12 protein-coding genes are annotated in these 17,567 nt (G+C 60.8%); 3 read left to right on the forward strand and 9 right to left on the reverse strand.

Annotated features, from left to right (window positions below):
* Positions 1-700 precede the first annotated feature (700 nt).
* On the reverse strand, positions 701-2,464 hold the full coding sequence (locus ACA041_RS30010) for a flavin monoamine oxidase family protein (RefSeq protein WP_497439055.1): 1,764 nt from the start codon (positions 2,462-2,464) through the stop codon (positions 701-703).
* A 222-nt stretch (positions 2,465-2,686) separates the two neighbouring features.
* Here ACA041_RS30010 and ACA041_RS30015 point away from each other — a divergent pair, with 222 nt between their 5' ends.
* Together ACA041_RS30015 and ACA041_RS30020 are read left to right on the forward strand one after the other, a co-directional pair.
* Entirely contained in the window at positions 2,687-4,093 is a 1,407-nt protein-coding gene (locus ACA041_RS30015) for an adenosylmethionine--8-amino-7-oxononanoate transaminase (protein WP_497439056.1), read from the forward strand.
* Between the two features lie 182 nt (positions 4,094-4,275).
* Positions 4,276-4,995 carry a 16S rRNA (uracil(1498)-N(3))-methyltransferase gene (locus ACA041_RS30020; RefSeq protein ID WP_497439057.1) on the forward strand — a complete coding sequence of 240 codons (720 nt, stop codon included), beginning with the start codon at positions 4,276-4,278 and terminating at the stop codon, positions 4,993-4,995.
* Positions 4,996-5,081: 86 nt separating this feature from the next.
* On the opposite strand, the gene trhA is transcribed toward ACA041_RS30020, so the two are convergent.
* From trhA to ACA041_RS30035, 3 genes are all read right to left on the reverse strand, one after another.
* The gene (gene trhA / locus ACA041_RS30025) at positions 5,082-5,699 is read right to left on the reverse strand and encodes a PAQR family membrane homeostasis protein TrhA (RefSeq protein ID WP_497439058.1); all 618 of its coding nucleotides are present in this window, start codon (positions 5,697-5,699) and stop codon (positions 5,082-5,084) included.
* A 368-nt stretch (positions 5,700-6,067) separates the two neighbouring features.
* On the reverse strand, positions 6,068-6,493 hold the full coding sequence (locus ACA041_RS30030) for a hypothetical protein (RefSeq protein ID WP_497439059.1): 426 nt from the start codon (positions 6,491-6,493) through the stop codon (positions 6,068-6,070).
* Positions 6,456-7,085, reverse strand: a complete 630-nt coding sequence (locus ACA041_RS30035; protein WP_497439060.1) for a nucleotidyltransferase domain-containing protein — start codon at positions 7,083-7,085, stop codon at positions 6,456-6,458. The genes ACA041_RS30030 and ACA041_RS30035 overlap by 38 nt, the downstream gene beginning before the upstream one ends.
* A 433-nt stretch (positions 7,086-7,518) precedes the next feature.
* On the opposite strand from ACA041_RS30035, the gene ACA041_RS30040 reads away from it, so the two are divergent.
* On the forward strand, positions 7,519-7,902 hold the full coding sequence (locus ACA041_RS30040) for a DUF6124 family protein (RefSeq protein WP_497439061.1): 384 nt from the start codon (positions 7,519-7,521) through the stop codon (positions 7,900-7,902).
* A gap of 102 nt (positions 7,903-8,004) precedes the next feature.
* Here ACA041_RS30040 and ACA041_RS30045 read toward each other — a convergent pair whose 3' ends face one another.
* The 5 genes from ACA041_RS30045 to pilH form a co-directional block, all read right to left on the reverse strand.
* A complete protein-coding gene (locus ACA041_RS30045; protein WP_497439062.1) occupies positions 8,005-8,460 on the reverse strand; it encodes a chemotaxis protein CheW in 456 nt (151 codons plus the stop codon).
* Positions 8,453-14,353: an Hpt domain-containing protein gene (locus ACA041_RS30050; protein ID WP_497439063.1), complete on the reverse strand. Its 5,901-nt coding sequence runs from the start codon at positions 14,351-14,353 to the stop codon at positions 8,453-8,455. The genes ACA041_RS30045 and ACA041_RS30050 overlap by 8 nt, the downstream gene beginning before the upstream one ends.
* Positions 14,354-14,405: 52 nt before the next feature.
* Positions 14,406-16,463: a methyl-accepting chemotaxis protein gene (locus ACA041_RS30055; protein ID WP_497439064.1), complete on the reverse strand. Its 2,058-nt coding sequence runs from the start codon at positions 16,461-16,463 to the stop codon at positions 14,406-14,408.
* 171 nt (positions 16,464-16,634) lie between these two features.
* The gene (locus ACA041_RS30060; RefSeq protein ID WP_497439065.1) at positions 16,635-17,168 is read right to left on the reverse strand and encodes a chemotaxis protein CheW; all 534 of its coding nucleotides are present in this window, start codon (positions 17,166-17,168) and stop codon (positions 16,635-16,637) included.
* 10 nt (positions 17,169-17,178) lie between these two features.
* A complete protein-coding gene (gene pilH / locus ACA041_RS30065; RefSeq protein ID WP_008068134.1) occupies positions 17,179-17,544 on the reverse strand; it encodes a twitching motility response regulator PilH in 366 nt (121 codons plus the stop codon).
* Positions 17,545-17,567: the final 23 nt, after the last annotated feature.

The raw sequence follows: 17,567 nt of genomic DNA on the forward strand, positions 1-17,567 counted from the left end.
AAATATCGAGAAATACGATCAAGAGTCTGAGATGGGTGAGTTAAGGAAGGATTAAAGGCGAATTTGTGGCCGGATGTTAGTGGTAGTCGAGGAAAAATCTGGTTCCGGAAGATCCCTTCGCGAGCAGGCTCCCTCCCACAGTGGATCAGCGTGAACACAGGATTGGTGTCCACCACAGAACCCTGCTCGCGAAAGCGATCGTACGGACAAAAAAAGCGCGACCAATGAACCGCACTTTTGTTCACTCCAAAGCCTTACTGCACCATGGCCTCAGCGGCTACAGCCTTCTGACTGGCTTGGCTGTCACCGCACTCTAATTATGGAAGACTGGAGGGGGCTGCAAGCAATCAGGCTTGTACGGGTCCATCTGGCATTTGTGGGTCAGTTCAAGGCTGTGCCCTTGAAGAACTGGACGGCCATCTATGCAGCCAGATACGGCTATCAATATTATTATTGCCACCAGTGCTTTCATTATGCTCTCCAGTTTTTTGAAGAACATAGAATTTAAGATCAGGCGCTAGCTATCATCTCGATCTGATTCCTATGTGGGAAGCATCCGATATATCGCTGAGGCGTGTAGGACCCGGATCGCGGATTGTGCGACTCCAGGGCGCCGCGCAGGCAAAGCCGGATTTTACATGCTTGATGAATGAGCAAAAAAAAGCGCGGCCCTTGAGCCGCGCTTTTTTACGCCTGAACGTTACTGTGCCTTGGTATCAGTGGTCGCCGCCGGTTTGGCCGCTGGCTTCTTCGCCAATTCAGCCTTTTTCGTCGGTGCCTTGGCCGGGGCTTTTTTCGCCTCGGTCTTGGCTGCCGGTTTCTTTGCCGGAGCTTTGGCCGGAGCTTTCTTGGCAGGTTCCGCTTTCACCGGCACCACAGGCTTCGGCGCTTCCACCGGTGCTGGCGCAGCAGTCGGAGCAGGCGTTGGAGCCGGTACCGGGGCAACCGGAGCTACTGGCTCAGGCGCCTTGGCCGGTGCTGGCTTATCATCCGAACCGCCAAACAGGTTACTGAAGAAGTTGCCTTTCTTCGCCGCTACAGCACCAGCCGCCACAGCGGTCGCCGCCGGAACAACCTTCGCCGGCTCGAAGGATTTACCCGCCGCCAGGTCTTCAACCTGGCTGGCAGCCCGCTGACCCGTGCGCAAGGCACCTTCCAGAGTGCCCGGGTACAAGGTGTCGGTGTGTTCGCCAGCGAAAGCTACACGCTGAATCGGACGCTCCCACAAGCGCCAGTACTTGCTGATCTGCCCCGGACCGAAAGCCAGGTAAGCGCCGCCCATTGACGGATCGGTGCTGTAGCGACGGATTTCATAACCGGTGAACGAACCGCGCGCCTGTGGATAAAAAGCGTGCAGACGGATCAATACCTGATCGGCCATCTGCTTGTCGCCGAAAGCCTGCATCACCCGAGCGTTGTCGCCGGACAGGTTGATCACCACGTTGGCGCCGCCCTTCAGGGCCGGTTCGACCCACAACATGCCCAGGCCGGTGTTGCTGTAGATTTCGCCGGACATGCGCGCCTTGCTTTCCCACACCGGCGTCTTGAACTTCAGCAGGATCTGGTCGCGCCAGCCATAGTTGGTGCCTTTGATCGCGGCCATGTGCTGGGCATCCAGCCCCGGCGTCATCTGGATCTTGTTCAGCGCGCGCAACGGCACGGCCACGACCACGTAGTCAGCCTGATAGCCGACGCTGCCGACTTTGACGGTCACGCCGTCCTTGTCCTGGATAATGGCCGAGACCGGTGCGCTGGTCTTGATGGTTTTCAGTTGCTTGACGAAGGCCTGGGCCAATACCGGGCTACCGCCGAGCAAGCGCGAGGCGCGCAGGTCACGGTCGGAGACACCACGGTACACCCGGCTCTGCTGGGCGAAGTACAGCAGCGACAGGCGCGACGGCTCGTCATAACGGGTACGAATCTGCTGGTTCACCAGCTGACGGGCAGTCGCTGGCAATGTCAAACGGTCAAGCCAGTTGGAGACGTTGATCTGATCCAGGGCATGCAGCGTGTTGTTCGCCGCCGGGTTCAGCGGGTCTTCGATCGAGCGCGCCAGATCGTCCACGGTTTTTTCGTAGCGCTTGAGCGCTTCGGCCGTGGTCGGGTCCTTGATGGCCAGATCGGCCGCGGTGTAATACACGCCGTCGATCAGGTAGCCCGGCGTGCGCACGAACTCAGGGGCTGGCGTGGTGCCCAGCTTGAAGGTCGAGACGTACTTGTTCAGCACCGGCTGAGTCTTGTCGTTGCCGATCCACTCGCTGGTGGCCATGCCGGAGCGGCCGCCCAGGCTCGGCTTGGCTTCCAGCAGCGTGACCTGCCAGCCCTTGTTCTGCAGTTCATAAGCAGCCGTGAGGCCCGACAGGCCGCCGCCGATCACGATCGCCGATTTATCCTTGGCCAGCGCGGACACGCTGAACAGCCCCAACATCACCAGCGCACAGGCGCGCAGCCAACCAGCAGACATTCAGAGAACTCCGAAAATACACAAGGAAATAGCGGTTTTACGAGTCAGACGACCCAAAGAACCGCGAAGAATACGTCAGCCATCAAAAGGCCGCCAGCGACGTCTACCGTCCTATACAAAGTAGCTCAAACTGCGCAATGGGTTGTCCCGCGGACGCGCATTGCATAGGCTTGCCCGATTGTTTGCCCGCGCATGCCGCGAGCCGCCTCGAGGAGACTGAACATGGGCCTGAATAATCAGTGGATGCAACGCGATCTCGCGGTGTTATGGCACCCCTGCACCCAGATGAAAGATCACGAACAGCTGCCGTTGATCCCGATCAAGCGCGGCGAAGGCGTGTGGCTGGAAGATTTCGAAGGCAAACGCTACCTCGATGCCGTCAGTTCCTGGTGGGTCAACGTATTCGGCCACGCCAACCCGCGAATCAACCAGCGCATCAAGGACCAGGTCGATCAGCTGGAGCATGTGATCCTCGCCGGTTTCAGCCATCAGCCCGTGATCGAATTGTCCGAGCGCCTGGTGAAGATGACGCCGGAAGGCTTGACCCGATGCTTCTACGCCGATAACGGTTCGTCCTGCATCGAAGTCGCGCTGAAGATGAGCTTTCACTACTGGCTCAACCGCGGCGCGCCTGCCAAGAAGCGCTTTGTCACCCTGACCAACAGCTACCACGGCGAAACCATGGCGGCGATGTCGGTGGGTGACGTACCGCTGTTCACCGAAACCTATAAGGCGCTGTTGCTGGACACCATCAAGGTGCCGAGCCCGGATTGCTACCTGCGCCCCGAGGGGATGAGCTGGGAAGAACACTCGCGCAACATGTTCGCTGCCATGGAACAGACCCTGGCCGAGAACCACGACACCGTGGCTGCGGTGATCGTCGAGCCGCTGATCCAGGGCGCTGGCGGCATGCGCATGTATCACCCGGTGTACCTCAAGCTCTTGCGTGAAGCCTGCGACCGTTATGGCGTGCACCTGATTCACGACGAAATCGCCGTCGGCTTCGGTCGCACCGGGACGATGTTCGCCTGCGAACAGGCCGGCATCCGCCCGGACTTCCTTTGCCTGTCCAAGGCCCTGACCGGCGGTTACCTGCCGCTGGCGGCCTGCGTCACCACCGAAGACGTCTACAGCGCTTTCTACGACGATTACCCGACCCTGCGTGCCTTCCTGCATTCCCACAGCTACACCGGCAACCCGCTGGCGTGCGCGGCGGCATTGGCGACGCTGGATATTTTCGAGGAAGACAACGTCATCGAGAACAACAGGGCCCTGGCCCAGCGCATGGCATCCGCCACCGCGCACCTGGCCGATCACTCGAACGTCGCGGAAGTGCGCCAGACCGGCATGGTGCTGGCGATCGAGATGGTCAAGGACAAGGCCACCAGGGAAGCTTATCCGTGGCAGGAACGTCGCGGTTTGAAGGTGTTCCAGCATGCGTTGGAGCGAGGTGCTTTACTTCGACCGCTGGGCAGCGTGGTGTATTTCCTGCCGCCGTATGTGATCACGCCTGAGCAGATCGATTTTCTGGCGGAAGTGGCCAGCGAAGGGATCGACATTGCGACCCGTGATGGCGTTAGCGTTTCGGTACCGAAGGATTTTCATCCGGGTTTCCGTGATCCGGGCTAAAAGTCACTGAAGAGCCCTGTGGCGAGGGAGCTTGCTCCCGCTGGAGGCCGAAGGACTCCCAAACCCATCCGACGCAGTGAGTCAGACATAAAGTGCTGGCAGGGTTACGACTGCTACGCAGCCGAGCGGGAGCAAGCTCCCTCGCCACAACAGCAACCGATCCAATTTTTTAGAGACCCAGCATGAGACTGTCCCGCTTCTTTATCGACGCCCCCTTGAGCACCGGCGAGCACGAATTGCCAGAAGCCCAGGCCCATTACATCAGCCGCGTGCTGCGCATGGCCGAGGGCGATGCGTTGCAGTTGTTCGACGGTTCGGGCCATGAGTTTCGCGCCACGCTGGTGGAAGTCGGCAAGAAGCGCGTCGTGGTGCAAATCGATGAAAGCTTCGCCGGGCAAGTCGAGTCACCGCTGCAGATCCATCTCGGCCAGGGCCTGTCCCGTGGCGAACGGATGGATTGGGCGATTCAGAAAGCCACCGAACTGGGCGTCACTGAAATCACCCCGATCTTCAGCGACCGCTGCGAAGTCCGGCTCAAGGACGAACGCGCCGACAAACGCCTGATGCACTGGCGCCAGGTGGCGATCAGCGCCTGCGAACAATGCGGACGCTCACGGGTGCCGGTGATCCATCCACCGCTGCTGTTGGCGGACTGGTTGAAGCAGACTCAAGCAGAATTGAAGTTGGTGCTGCATCCGGTGGCCGAGCCGTTGGTGAGTCATGCGAAACCTGCGACGTTGGCGTTTTTGATCGGGCCGGAGGGCGGGTTGTCGGATGCTGAAGTCGATCAGGCTCAGTCTGCCGGGTTTCATGCCGCCAGGCTTGGGCCTCGCGTTTTGCGGACTGAAACCGCGCCGGTTGTAGCGCTGGCGGTGGCCCAACAGCTTTGGGGTGACTTCTAGGGCTCTTTCGCGAGCAGGCTCGCTCCCACAGCGATACTCATTCCAATGTGGGAGCGAGCCTGCTCGCGAATGGCCGCGACGCGGTTCTAGAGAACATAAAACGTGATCGCCACAAAATGCAGCACACTCCCGGCAATCACGAACAGGTGCCAGATCCCGTGGGCATGCCGCAGCCGGTGATCCAGGGCAAAAAAGACTATCCCCACGGTGTACAGAACCCCGCCCGATGCCAGCCAGGCAAACCCGGTACTGCCCAGTGCCGCAAGCAATGGCTTGACCGCCACCAGCACAATCCAGCCCATCACCGCATATATCACGATCGACAGGATCCGCGCTTCAGACCGCGGCTTGATCTCTTGCAGGATGCCGATCAGCGCCAACCCCCAGACAATCCCGAACAGGGTCCAGCCCCAGGGCCCACGCAGAGTCACCAGACAAAACGGCGTGTAGCTGCCGGCAATCAGCAAATAGATCGAAAAGTGATCGACCTTCTGCATGATCTCTTTCTTGCGCCCGCGCACACTGTGGTAAACGGTCGATGCGCTGTAAAGCACCAGCAAGGTAAAGCCGTAGATCGCCACGCTGACGATCTTCCACGGGCTACCGTCCATGCCGGCGATCACCAGCATCCACACCACCCCGACACAGGCCGCCACCGCCCCCACCAAATGCGTCCAGGCGTTCAATCTTTCCCCGTGATACATGTGTTGCTCACCTCTAAATTCGTTACAGCATTGCGCAAGGCTCAAGCCTTGAGACTAAAAGCGCAATGTTTCAGAACACAATCGCTTCTGTGGGAGCCGGCTTGCTGGCGATAGGGCCTTGAGATTTGCGCTGTTCTTCAGGACGCCTTCGCTGGGTGGGGGCATCGATCAAGCAGAGTGGTGGATTGTGACGCTCAAGTTAATGGTTGGCGGGCGGGATTCGTTGCCCGCGCTGACGCCTTCGCGGGCAAGCCCGCTCCCACAGGTATTGTCGATGACTCAGGATTTGAACACGGCACAGACACTGTGGGAGCGGGCTTGCTCGCGAAGGGGCCAGAACAATCCCCGCAGTTTTCAATGACGGAGCATTACAGTCCGGTCATCTGCTGCTGTACTCGTATCTGAAGCTGCTCGGTGCTTTCCAATAGCTGCGCCAACAATGCCGGATCTTCATCCATATAGCCTTCGTACTCCGCCAGGTTTCGTCGCTCATGACACAGGGCGAATAGCCGAACCTGTACTTTGCCAATATCAGCTGTATGAATCAGGCACTGAAACACCAGATATCGCTTGTCTGAACGGTAGCCACACAAGCGAAGAGTCGTCAGTGCAAGGGCATGGGCAGCGTTGTAAGCCAGGTCGAAACGACTCGCGAAGGAAAGCGAAGACGTTTGCGCGTCGTTCAATCGATCCACAGCCGAACGCATGAGCCCTTCGCATTCCTTGCGATCCGGCGGCTCAGCTTTCAATCCACCGCTACGTAACAGGTTTTCCAGGTTCTCGTTGCTGCCCATCCTTGGACTCCAAAGGGTTTCCCCCCATCAGATTGATCTTGTCCTGCTGCGCTACCCGCACGACAAAGCTGTTTTCAGCCGCCAGTTTTGCGGCCCAGTCATCGGGGGTGTAGAGCGTCGGGTTGAGGACGCGGCCCAGTTGCTCCTCCAGAGGCATAAGCTGCTCTATCACTTCACTGTAGTGCAGGCCTTCGCCAATCAGCATGAGATCTATGTCACTGGATGCGTTTGCCTGATCCTTGGCGATGGAACCGTACACAAATGCCCAGGTGATCTGTTCGGCAAAGGGTTGCAGCGCTTGGCGCAAGGGCTCGGCAATACCAAAGGTTTTGCGGGCGATGCCCAACAGTTCGGCATAGATCGGGCAGTCGGGATTGGCCTGATAGTGAGTTTGGTTGCCCTGACGTATCAAGGTCAGCACGCCTGCCCGCTGCAATCGGTCCAACTCACGCATGAGGCTGCCTTTACCGATTTGCGCCCAGCGGGCGATCTCGTTGGCGTAAAAACTTCGGTCGGGTTTGCCGAACAATAAGCCCAGCACTTTTTGCTGAGTGGTCGTGAACAAGGCTTCGCTGAGGGAAAGGTTTTTCACAATAACAACCAAAGAGTCCCAAAAAGGGAACGATAGGTCCCTTTTTGGGAATCTTCAACCTTCGCCAACCGATTGGGGTTTGTGTTTAAACATTTATCCGCGGGAGCGGTGAGAGGCTACACAGTATGGCGTCGCTGCCTACAGAAATGCCGGAAGCCGCTGACTGGTGGGGTTTTGCGCTGAGCTTTATCGTCTGTGGGTCGCTGCAAATTCAGCGACCGGGCTTGGAACCCCGAGGTGTTGAAGGCGCAAAAGCGCCCCTCATGACGTATGCTTGCGCACCTTTAATGTGTGCACTCCGTTATGGCGGCTGTGCGCGGGAGACCTTCGGGTCTGCCGGGTTTTCTCCACCTCGGGTTCCAACCTGCGTACAGCTGCCACCCCTTCGCGTGGAACCGATGGAGCAGCTGAAAATCATTACTGGAGATTCAATATGTTCAAAGCTACTCCCAACCCCCCAGAATCCGACAAAGATTCCCAAGCATCCCTCGAAGCCGAGAAACTCAAGGAAGCTGCCGACCGCGTCTTCGCCCACTACTTCCCTCCGGCTGACGAAAAACCAGCCAAACGTCGTAAATTCCAGCTCTTCACCGTCTCTCCCGATATCGACACCGAAGCCCTTCTGGCCAACGCATCCGAAGACCTGCTGTCCATCAGTGCCATTGCTGCCGATCTGGCGGACGATGTGGAAGGCTCGCGTCGCTCGGTAGCCTTGGCGGTGAGCAGAATGGCCGATGGTGTGCAGTTGTTGGTGGAGCGGGTGATGGATCACCATGAGTCGCTGCAGATGCAGATGCGGACTCAGGCCAAGGTTTAGCTGTCAGGTTAGGGTGAATTGAAGGCCGCCTTCGCGAGCGGGCTCGCTCCCACAGGAGTACGCATTCCAATGTGGGAGCGAGCCTGCTCGCGAAGGGGCCCGTCAGACCAACCCAACACTCACAAGCAACTCCTCCAGCGCCAACAAATCCGGCACCTTCGCCACCTGATCCCCCACCTGCACCGCCGCCTTTTCCAGCGCACACAACGGCACATCGACATAGCTCAACTGACTATCGAGTTTGTAGGACCGGGGAATCCCCTGCACCAGCAACGCGATGAACTTCAGTTCAGGTCGTCCGCTCAGGGCATTGAGGATGACGATCCGTGCCCGCTCGCCAATGACGATTGGGTTGCCACATGCCGATTCGAAACTGAGCAACGGAATCTGCCGGTTGCGCCACGTCACCCGCCCCAGATACCACGGCGGCGTATCGAGATCGAATGCCCCCTGCTGATAGTCGATCAACTCCGCGACAGCGACGTTGGGCAAAATCAGATTACGGTCAGCCAGGGGCAGCAGCAGCCCGGTGAGGTTGCTGGTGCGGTGCTCAAGCATGGGTCTTGCTCCACAGGGCGATGCTTTCGAGTAGCACCGATTCCTGATACGGCTTGCCCAGGTAGTCGTTGACGCCGATGGCCATGGCGCGATCGCGGTGCTTCTGGCCGGTGCGGGAGGTGATCATGATGATTGGCAGGTGCTGCAAACGCTCGTCAGCGCGCACTCGGGTCGCGACTTCGAAGCCGTCCATGCGCGGCATTTCGATGTCCAGCAGCATCAGGTCGGGCAGGTGATCTTCGAGCAGCAGCATGGCGTCGACGCCGTCTTTGGCGGTCAGCACGTTCATGCCGTGGCGCTCGAGCAAGCGGCTGGTGACCTTGCGCACGGTGACCGAGTCGTCGACCACCAGCACCAGCAATGGTTTGTGCGGTTCGGGTTCTGCGTCTTGGGCCAGCGGTCGCTGCGGCACGCGCGCCTGCATGGCGCGGATCGGGGCCAGCAGATCGACAATCAGCACCACCCGGCCATCCCCCAGGATCGTCGCCCCGGACAAGCCCTGTACCGCTGCGAACTGCGGGCCGAGGCTTTTCACCACGATCTCGCGGGTGCCGGCCATGGCATCGACCTGCACGGCGATATGCCGCTCGTTGCACTGCACCAGCAAGACTGGCAGCGGCAGGCTCTGGCCAAGCAGTTTGGGACGGGTGCTGGTCTTGAGCAGTTCACCGAGGTAGCACAGCTCATAGTGTTGCCCGGCGTATTTGTAAGTCGGTGGATCGAGCCGGTAATGCCCTTCGAGTTCGTTGGGCAACACACGAACGATGCCGTCGATGGTGTTGAGCGGGATCGCGTATTGATCCTCCCCGCACTGCACCATCAGCGCCCGGTTGACCGCCACGGTGAACGGCAGGCGAATCCGGAAGTGCACGCCCTGCCCCGGCACGGAGTCGATGCTCATCGTGCCGCCGAGTTGCCGGACTTCTTCGTGAACCACGTCCATGCCCACGCCGCGTCCGGAAATCTGGGTGATTTTCTCGGCGGTGGAGAACCCCGGTTGCAGAATGAATTGCAGCACGTCGCGGTCGCTGATGTCGCTGTCCGGCGCCAGCAGGCCACGCTTGATCGCCTTGCGCCGCACTGCATCCAGCGGCACGCCGGCACCGTCATCGCGGATGTCGAAAATGATGTCGCCACCCTCTCGTGACAGGTCGAGGGTAATCCGCCCCTGAGCCGGTTTGCCCGCTGCGATTCGCGCCTCGGCCGATTCCAGTCCATGATCCACCGCGTTGCGCAGCATGTGTTCCAGCGGTGCGGCCATGCGCTCGAGCACGTTGCGGTCCATCTCGCCCTCGGCATTGCCGACGATGAACTCCACGTCTTTGCCCAGCTCGCTGGAGACCTGGCGAACGATGCGCTTGAGGCGCGGCAGCATGCGCTCGAACGGCACCATGCGCGTGCGCATCAGCCCTTCCTGTAACTCGGTGTTGATGCGGCCCTGCTGTTGCAGCAGGTTTTGCGCGTCATGATTTCGCCCGTCGAGGGTTTCCTTGAGGTCGAGCAGGTCGGAGGCGGATTCGAACAGCGCCCGGGACAGTTGCTGCAACTGCGAATGACGGTCCATTTCCAGCGGATCGAATTCTTCATAGCCCTGGCGTTCGGCGTCGACCTGCTGACGGCTGAGGATCCGCCCTTGGGTTTCGGTGTCGAGGCGGCGCAATTGATCGCGCATGCGCTCGATGGTGGTTTCCATCTCGCTCAGGGTCAGGCGCGCATCGTTGACCTGTTGTTCGATCCGGCCACGGAAGATCGAGGTTTCGCCGGCCAGGTTGACCAGCTCGTCCAGCAGTTCCGCCGAGACCTTGACCATGTCGGCGCTGGCGTCGGGTTGCAGCACGGGAGGTTCGGGCTTGAGGATTGCAGGTGCCACGACCGGCGCTTCAGGCTCGGCGCGATGGCTGAAATTCCTGATCGCGTCGATCAGTCGATCTGCCGGCGGCATGGGGTGATCGGCGCGGGCCGCGTCGAGCATCTGCGCCAATCGGTCATGGCTGCTTTGCAACAGGGCAAACAACGCGGGCGTGGGTTGCAGCACACCGGCCGACAACCCTTCGTAGAGGAATTCCAGCTCATGGGCCAGGTCGCCGATCGGGCCGATTTCCACCATCCGCGCACCGCCCTTGAGGGTGTGCAAGTCGCGCAGCAGGGTTTCCACTTCCTGACGGTTCGACGGTTCGGCCTGCCAGCGCACGAGCGCCGCGCCGGAATTTTCGATGATGTCGAAACCTTCCTCGAGGAAGATGTCCAGCAACTCGGGGTCATGACCGGCCGAGTCGTTGTCCGGCGCGAGTTCAGACACTTCCGGGAGGCCGACGTTGGCCTGACGGAATGTGCGAATCGCCTCGATCAGCTCGCTCGGGTCGCCCAATGGCTTTTGGTTCTGCAACTGCTCAAGCAGCTGGGCAAGTCGGTCATGGCTCTGTTGCAGCAATTGCGCCAGCGTTTCACTGTGGCTGTAACGGCGATCGACGAGACCTTCATACAGGCTTTCCAGCTCATGGGCCAGGTCACCCACCGGTTCGACTTCGGCCATCCGCGCGCCGCCCTTGAGGGTGTGCAAGTCACGCTGCAAGGACAGCAGGGGCGCGGGATTGTCCGGTTCGCCCAGCCAACGTTGCAGGGTCTGGCCGGCGCTGTCGAGGATATCCACCGCTTCCTCGAGGAAGATCGAAACGATTTCATCGTCCAGTTCAACCCGGGTAGCGGCCTGTGCCAGTTCCGCCGTAGCGCTGCCCAGCTCGCGGATGCTCAGGGTGCGGCTGCCGTCGCTGCGGATCAGGCCCATGGCCGACGGGTCGAGGCTCTGGTCGAGCAGCCCGTGCAACGCCCGGATGCGCTCCGGCTGCGGGCTGACCTCCTGGCCGGCGGCCAGTTCGTCGAGCATGTTGATCAAGGCTTCGTGAGCACTTTGCGCTTCATGGAAAAAAGCATCGCTGACCGCCAGGCTGCTTTCTTCCACCGCGCCGTAGAGGTCGAGCAAGGCTTCGCAGAGTTCATCCACCGGATGCAGATCGGCCAGGTGCGCGCCTTCGCCGAGGGTGGTCAATTCGTCCAGCAGCGCGCTGAGCTCCTGACGCTCGCCGGGATGTTTCTGCCAGCGCTGCAACAGGCTTTCGGCGTCCAGCAGAATATCCATGCCCTGGGCGAGGAAGTTGTTGATCAATTGCGGATCGCGCTTGATGCGCAGGCCCGTGTTCGGCGTGCTCAGGAGGGTTTCCAGGCGCGCGGCGAGCAATGACCGGGTGCGCTCGATCAATGAATGGGCCCCGGGTATCTCGGCCAGCGGGTCGCTGTTGAGGTGTCGCAAACCGAGGCGAAACAGCCCTTCGGCTTCCAGCAGCAGTTCGACTTCGTCCAGGTCCAGGGCGATCAGGTGGGCCTTGTACTCCCGGGCCAGTTGATCGAGCGGAGTTGCCATCTCGGCGATCGGTACCACGCCGGCCATCGAGGCACTGCCCTTGAGCGTATGCAACGCACGCTGCAACTCGTCGCTGGCCTGCAGCGGCACATGCTCGGCAGCCTGATCGAGGAAGCGGTTGAGGCTGGCGAGGTGGGTTTCGGCTTCCTTGCGGAAAATCTCCAGCAACAACGGATCGAGGGCCGACACGTCCTGCGTGTCTTCATCGCAGCTCGGCTCATCGCCTTTGGCGAGGGCATGGGCGCGGGCGGCCAATTGGTCGACATCGTTGCGCTGACGCTGCGCATCGGTGGCGAATTCAGTCACCAGCTCGGGCAGCAGGTTCAGCGCGTCGCCGAGCAGCTGGTGTACCGCAGGCCCCGGTTGAACGCTGTGTTCCAGCACACGATTGAGCAGGTTTTCCACGGCCCAGGCCAGCTCGCCCAGCACCAGCGCGCGGACCATCCGGCCACTGCCTTTGAGGGTGTGGAAGGCCCGGCGCAACTCGTTCAAGGCCGATGTGTTATCGGGATGGGTCGTCCAGCGTGGCAGGTATTCGCGAAGGATTTCCAGGACCTCGTCGGTTTCTTCAAGGAAGACTTCGCGCAGTTCATCGTCCACCGGCTCTTCGCCTGCCGGTGGCGGCAGCAGGCTGCCGGGTGTGCTCAGGGCGGGCGGGTTGAGTGCGGACACGGGACTGGCCAGCACATCGGCCAAGGTCTGCACGATCTGCGGATCATCCAGCTCCTGAAGCGCCTGCATGACCTGCGCTTCCCTCGGGCTGAGCACATCCTCCAGCACTGGCACATGCTGCTCGCGGGGGAAAAAGCCGAGTGTGGCCAGGCTTTTTTCCGCGATGTCGAGCAACTGCTCGCCCGGTGCTTCGGGATCGTCGCTGAGGCGTTCCAGGTAATACTCGATGCTGGTGATAACGTCAGCCAGGCTGTCGAGCTCCTGCCAGCCGGGGTGATCCGGATCCAGCATCAGGTGTTCGTGGATGAAGTGATTACAGGTTTCGATCAGGCTCGCCGCGCGGCTCAACGGAATCATCGCCAGTGCGCCACGCACCTGGGTCAGCAAGGCCGGTAATGGCTGCAAGTGCTGGCGGTCCCAGTCGGCGTCGATGTAGTCGACGATCATGTCCTTGGCCTGTTGCAGGCAGATGCGCGCCTCCTTGATCACGATCTGGTGAATCTGCGTTAAGTCGGTGGTCGGCAGGCGGCTTTCTTCCTGGCTCTCCGGCTCCACAGTGCCGACCATGCCGGCCAGGGTCGCTTCGACATAGAGCAAGGCACCGGCGACGTCCATCAGGATCGCGTCGTTGGGCTCGCGCTGACCCTGGGCAAGGCTCAGCACCACCGCCAGTTGATCGATGATGACTTTGCGTGGCTGGCCGAAACCGAGCACCGCCAGGGTGTCTGCGATTTGCCGCAAAGGGGCCAGCAAGCTGTCGAGGTCCGAGGTGTGCTGGCGGTCGCTGCGCACGAACAGGTCCAGGCGTTCCTTGACCCGCACCAGCTCTTCGCACAACGCCGCCAGTACCGAGCGCATGGCATCGCGGTCAGGACCTGCCAGCCGAGCCCGTTCTTCATCGACCATCGCGCTGTCAGGCAGTGCGTCGTCCAGTCCGTAGCGATCTTTCATGGTCTGCATCCGCCCGGTGGGGTGTTCGGCCTTGGCAATATAGAACAGCAAACTCTTGAGCAGCTCCGGCGGTGCCGGCTGATTGAGGCCGGGCATGCCCTGTTCGAGCAGACGCTTGAGCTCTTTGTCGGCGTCCTTGAACAGGCTGCGCAACGCCGGACTATTAGCAATGGAGCCGCTGCGCATGCCTTCGACCAGCGCCGAGGCGATTTGCCACAACGGGCCCAGGGGCGCGTGACCACACAATCCTTCGAGGCGCGCGAATACCTTGGTCAGGTAACCCAGGTTAGTCTCGCCATCCTGCTCGCGCAGCAACCCGACCAGGGCCATCTGCAACATCTGTCGCAGTTTGCGCAGCACATTCGGCAAGTCCGCCGGTTCCAGCAACGCCAGGAACTCTTCGTCCAGTGGCGGCAGGTCCGGCAGTTGAGGCGTGAACAGACTGGTCTCCGATAACAGGCTTTCGCCGCGGGCGCTGCGCAGGTCATTGATCAGCGGCAGCACCACCAGCGGCAAGTCACGGCGGGCACCTTGGACCCGGTCGAGGTAAATCGGCAGCTGCCCGAGGGCCTGCATCAGCAAATGAATCGCCTCATCGCGATGGCTGACGCGGTTCTGCAGCAAGGCGCTGGCCAGCTGCTCCATCTCTTCGGCGAGCAGCGCCGCGCCGTAGAACTCGACCATCTGCAAACTGCCGTGCACCTGATGGATGCAGCCCAGGCAATCGCTCAGGGCGTGCGTCGCCTGTGGATCATCAAGCAAGGTTTCGATTGCCTGGTGAGCCACTTTCAGCGTTTCGGCAATCTCGCCCTTGACCCACTCGAGGGCCACATAGTCGTGCCGATCACCCATAACCACTCCAGTCACTGCTCCAGTCAAAAAAAGGCCTGCACCCGCGGGCGCTTCACACTTTATCCACAGTCTGCGCCCTGGCGGCCGGCAAGGTGAAGCCGGACACCGAACGCCGCAGCTGACTGGCCATTTTCGCCAGGTTGCCGATGCTCTCGGCGGTGGCGGTAGAGCCGGACGAGGTCTGTGTGGTGATCTGCTGGATCACGTTCATCGTCAGGGAAATCTGCCCGGCCGAAGACGTCTGTTGCTGCGCGGCGTTGGAAATACTCTGGATCAGCGCCGCGAGGGTCTTCGATACCCCTTCGATTTCTTCCAGGGCCACGCCCGCATCCTGCGCCAGACGCGCGCCACGCACCACTTCGGTAGTGGTTTGCTCCATGGAGATGACCGCCTCGTTGGTGTCGGTCTGGATCGCCCGCACCAGGGTTTCGATCTGCCGGGTCGCGGCGGACGAACGTTCCGCCAGGCGCTGGACTTCGTCGGCGACCACCGCAAAACCGCGCCCGGCGTCACCCGCCATGGAGGCCTGGATCGCCGCGTTGAGTGCGAGAATGTTGGTCTGATCGGCAATATCATCGATCAGGCTGACTATGTCGCCAATTTCCTGGGAAGACTCACCCAGCCGCTTGATTCGCTTGGCCGTGTCCTGAATCTGTTCGCGGATATTGTCCATCCCATGGATGGTGTTATGCACCACCTCGTTGCCTTTGTTGGCAATTTCCACCGAGCGCTCGGCCACCGCCGAGGATTCCGCGGCATTGGCCGAGACCTGATCGATGGATTCGGCCATGTCGTTGATTGCGGTGGAAGCTTCGGCAATCTGCTGGGCCTGATGCTCCGAGGCCTGGGCCAGATGCATGGCGGTGGCCTGGGTTTCCTGCACGGCGGCGGCGACCTGGCCGGCGGTGAGGTTGATGGTCGCCACCAGATCGCGCAGCTGGTCCACGGAATAATTGATCGAATCGGCGATGGTGCCGGTGAAGTCCTCGGTCACCGAGGCGGTCACGGTCAGGTCGCCGTCGGCCAGGTCCTCGATTTCGTCGAGCAGGCGCATGATCGCGTTCTGGTTACGCTCGTTCTTCTCGGCGGTCTCGCGCAACTGGCGATTGGTTTCGCGCACCATCACCAGGCCGATGAGGATGATCGACATCAGCGCCGCCAGGCCCAGTACGTAGCCGCCAATGGTGTCGCTGTTGCGCCCGCCCGCGAGGTTTTCGAACCCGGTGGCCAGGTGCGAGGCTTCGTCGAGCAGGGTTTGCGACAGGCTGAAGATATTGGTGGCCGATTCCCGGACCTTGAACAGCTCCGGCGAGGTTTCGAGGATTTCGTCCACCGAACCCGAGACGAATTCGAACAGCTCGGAAATCTCGAGCAGCCGGGCGCGGGCATCGCGGTCTTCGACCTGGCTGACCTTCAATGCCGGATTGCCCTGGAGCATGCCGGTAAGCACCTGACCGAATCGCGCCGCATCGCGACCAAACGCATCGGCGGCCTGTTGCGAATTTTCGTCTCCGGACAGCACGGTGTTCACCGCGCCGAGGATACGTTCCGCCAGCAGCGTCTGACGTTGGGCCATTGCCACCTGTGCCGCCGGGGCACCACGTTGGAGGAGGATTTCGACGACTTTTTCGTATTCGACTTGCAGCTGCGGCACGGTTTCGGCCAGGGTGGCGGCAACCTGATGCAGGGACAGTACGGTCTGTTCGCTGGAGAGGATCGCGTCGGTGTTTTTCAGCACCCGCTCCCAATCCAGCTGCACGGCGCGCATTTCCGGGCGCACGACGGAGGGCGCTGGCGGCAGTCCGGTGGAGGGGTCGCCTTTCTTCAGATAACCCCAGCGCCGGGCAAAATCATTGCGCGCGTCGCTGAGCAGCTTGAACGCCGCCGCCTTGCCCGCCGCGGCTTCGGTGGCGTTCTTGGCAATGCGCTGGGACAGCACGCGCAGCTCACCGGCATGGCCGATGTACTGTTTGTCGTAGGTGGACTGGGTGTTGAGGTAAGCGAAGTTGGCGAACAGCAGCATGATGAAAACGATCAGCGCGATGAACAACGCGATGATCTGCGAGCGGCTGCGCGAGCCTTCCGGCTTGCCTGTTTTTGCTTTTGTCATCGGTCCTCGCCTGTTAACCCAATCTGTGAACCTTGCCGAGAACCCCTGTAGGAGCGAGCTTGCTCCGGGCGGCGTTCCGACGATGGTCGTCAACGATAACGCTGCAAGCCTGACACCCCGCGGTGTTCTCGGGTACATCGCGAGCAAGCTTGCTCCTATAGGGGTTGGCGTTTACTGCGCGACGTTCATGAAGCCTTGTGACTGCACCAACGCAAACGGACTGAACACCTGCCAGGCCTGCTCCCGTTGAAATCGGCCTTTGACGAACGCCGAAATCGGCCCGTGCCCATTGCCTGCCGGCTCCAGGCTGTCCTGGGCGAAGTGCTGGAGGCCGAAGACCTCGTCCACCATCAAGCCGGTGAACAGGTCGTTATGCTCGACCACCAACACCCGTCGCTGCTTGCGCACAGGCGACAATTCATGACCGAAGAAGCCACACAAATCCATGATCGGCAGCAATCGCCCGCGCAAGTTGGCGACACCCTTGACCCAGGGTTTGACCCCAGGCAGCTGAGTGAACCGCGGTTCGTGCAACACTTCGCTGACTTCGCCCATGGGCGCGACATACCAGTGCTCGCCCAAGCGAAAACCGATCCCGCTCCAGCTGTCCTGTCGAACCGGCTGGGAGGGCAGATCCGCGGCCAGCAGACGACAACGCTGATCGATCTGCAGAAGCAGTTCGAAGGCGGTCAGCGACTCGGTCATGGCCGCACGATCAACCGGCCAGCACGTTGTTCAGGGTCTTGATCAGGGTCTCTTCGTCGACCGGCTTGGTCAGGTAGTCCTTGGCGCCCTGGCGTGTGCCCCAGACCTTGTCGGTTTCCTGATCCTTGGTGGTGATGATGATGACCGGGATGTGCCCGGTTTCCGGGTCTTTGGTCAGCTGACGAGTCGCCTGGAAACCGTTGAGGCCAGGCATGACGATGTCCATCAGCACCGCATCGGGCTTTTCCTGACGGGCCAGGGCCACGCCGTCGGCGCCGTTTTCGGCTTTCAACACTTCATGACCGTGCTTTTCCAGCATGCCGGTCAGTTTGTACATTTCGGTCGGCGAATCGTCGACGATCAGAATACGTGCCATGGTCTTCCCCATTCTTGTCGACA

This window comes from Pseudomonas sp. LBUM1676, from assembly GCF_059695605.1.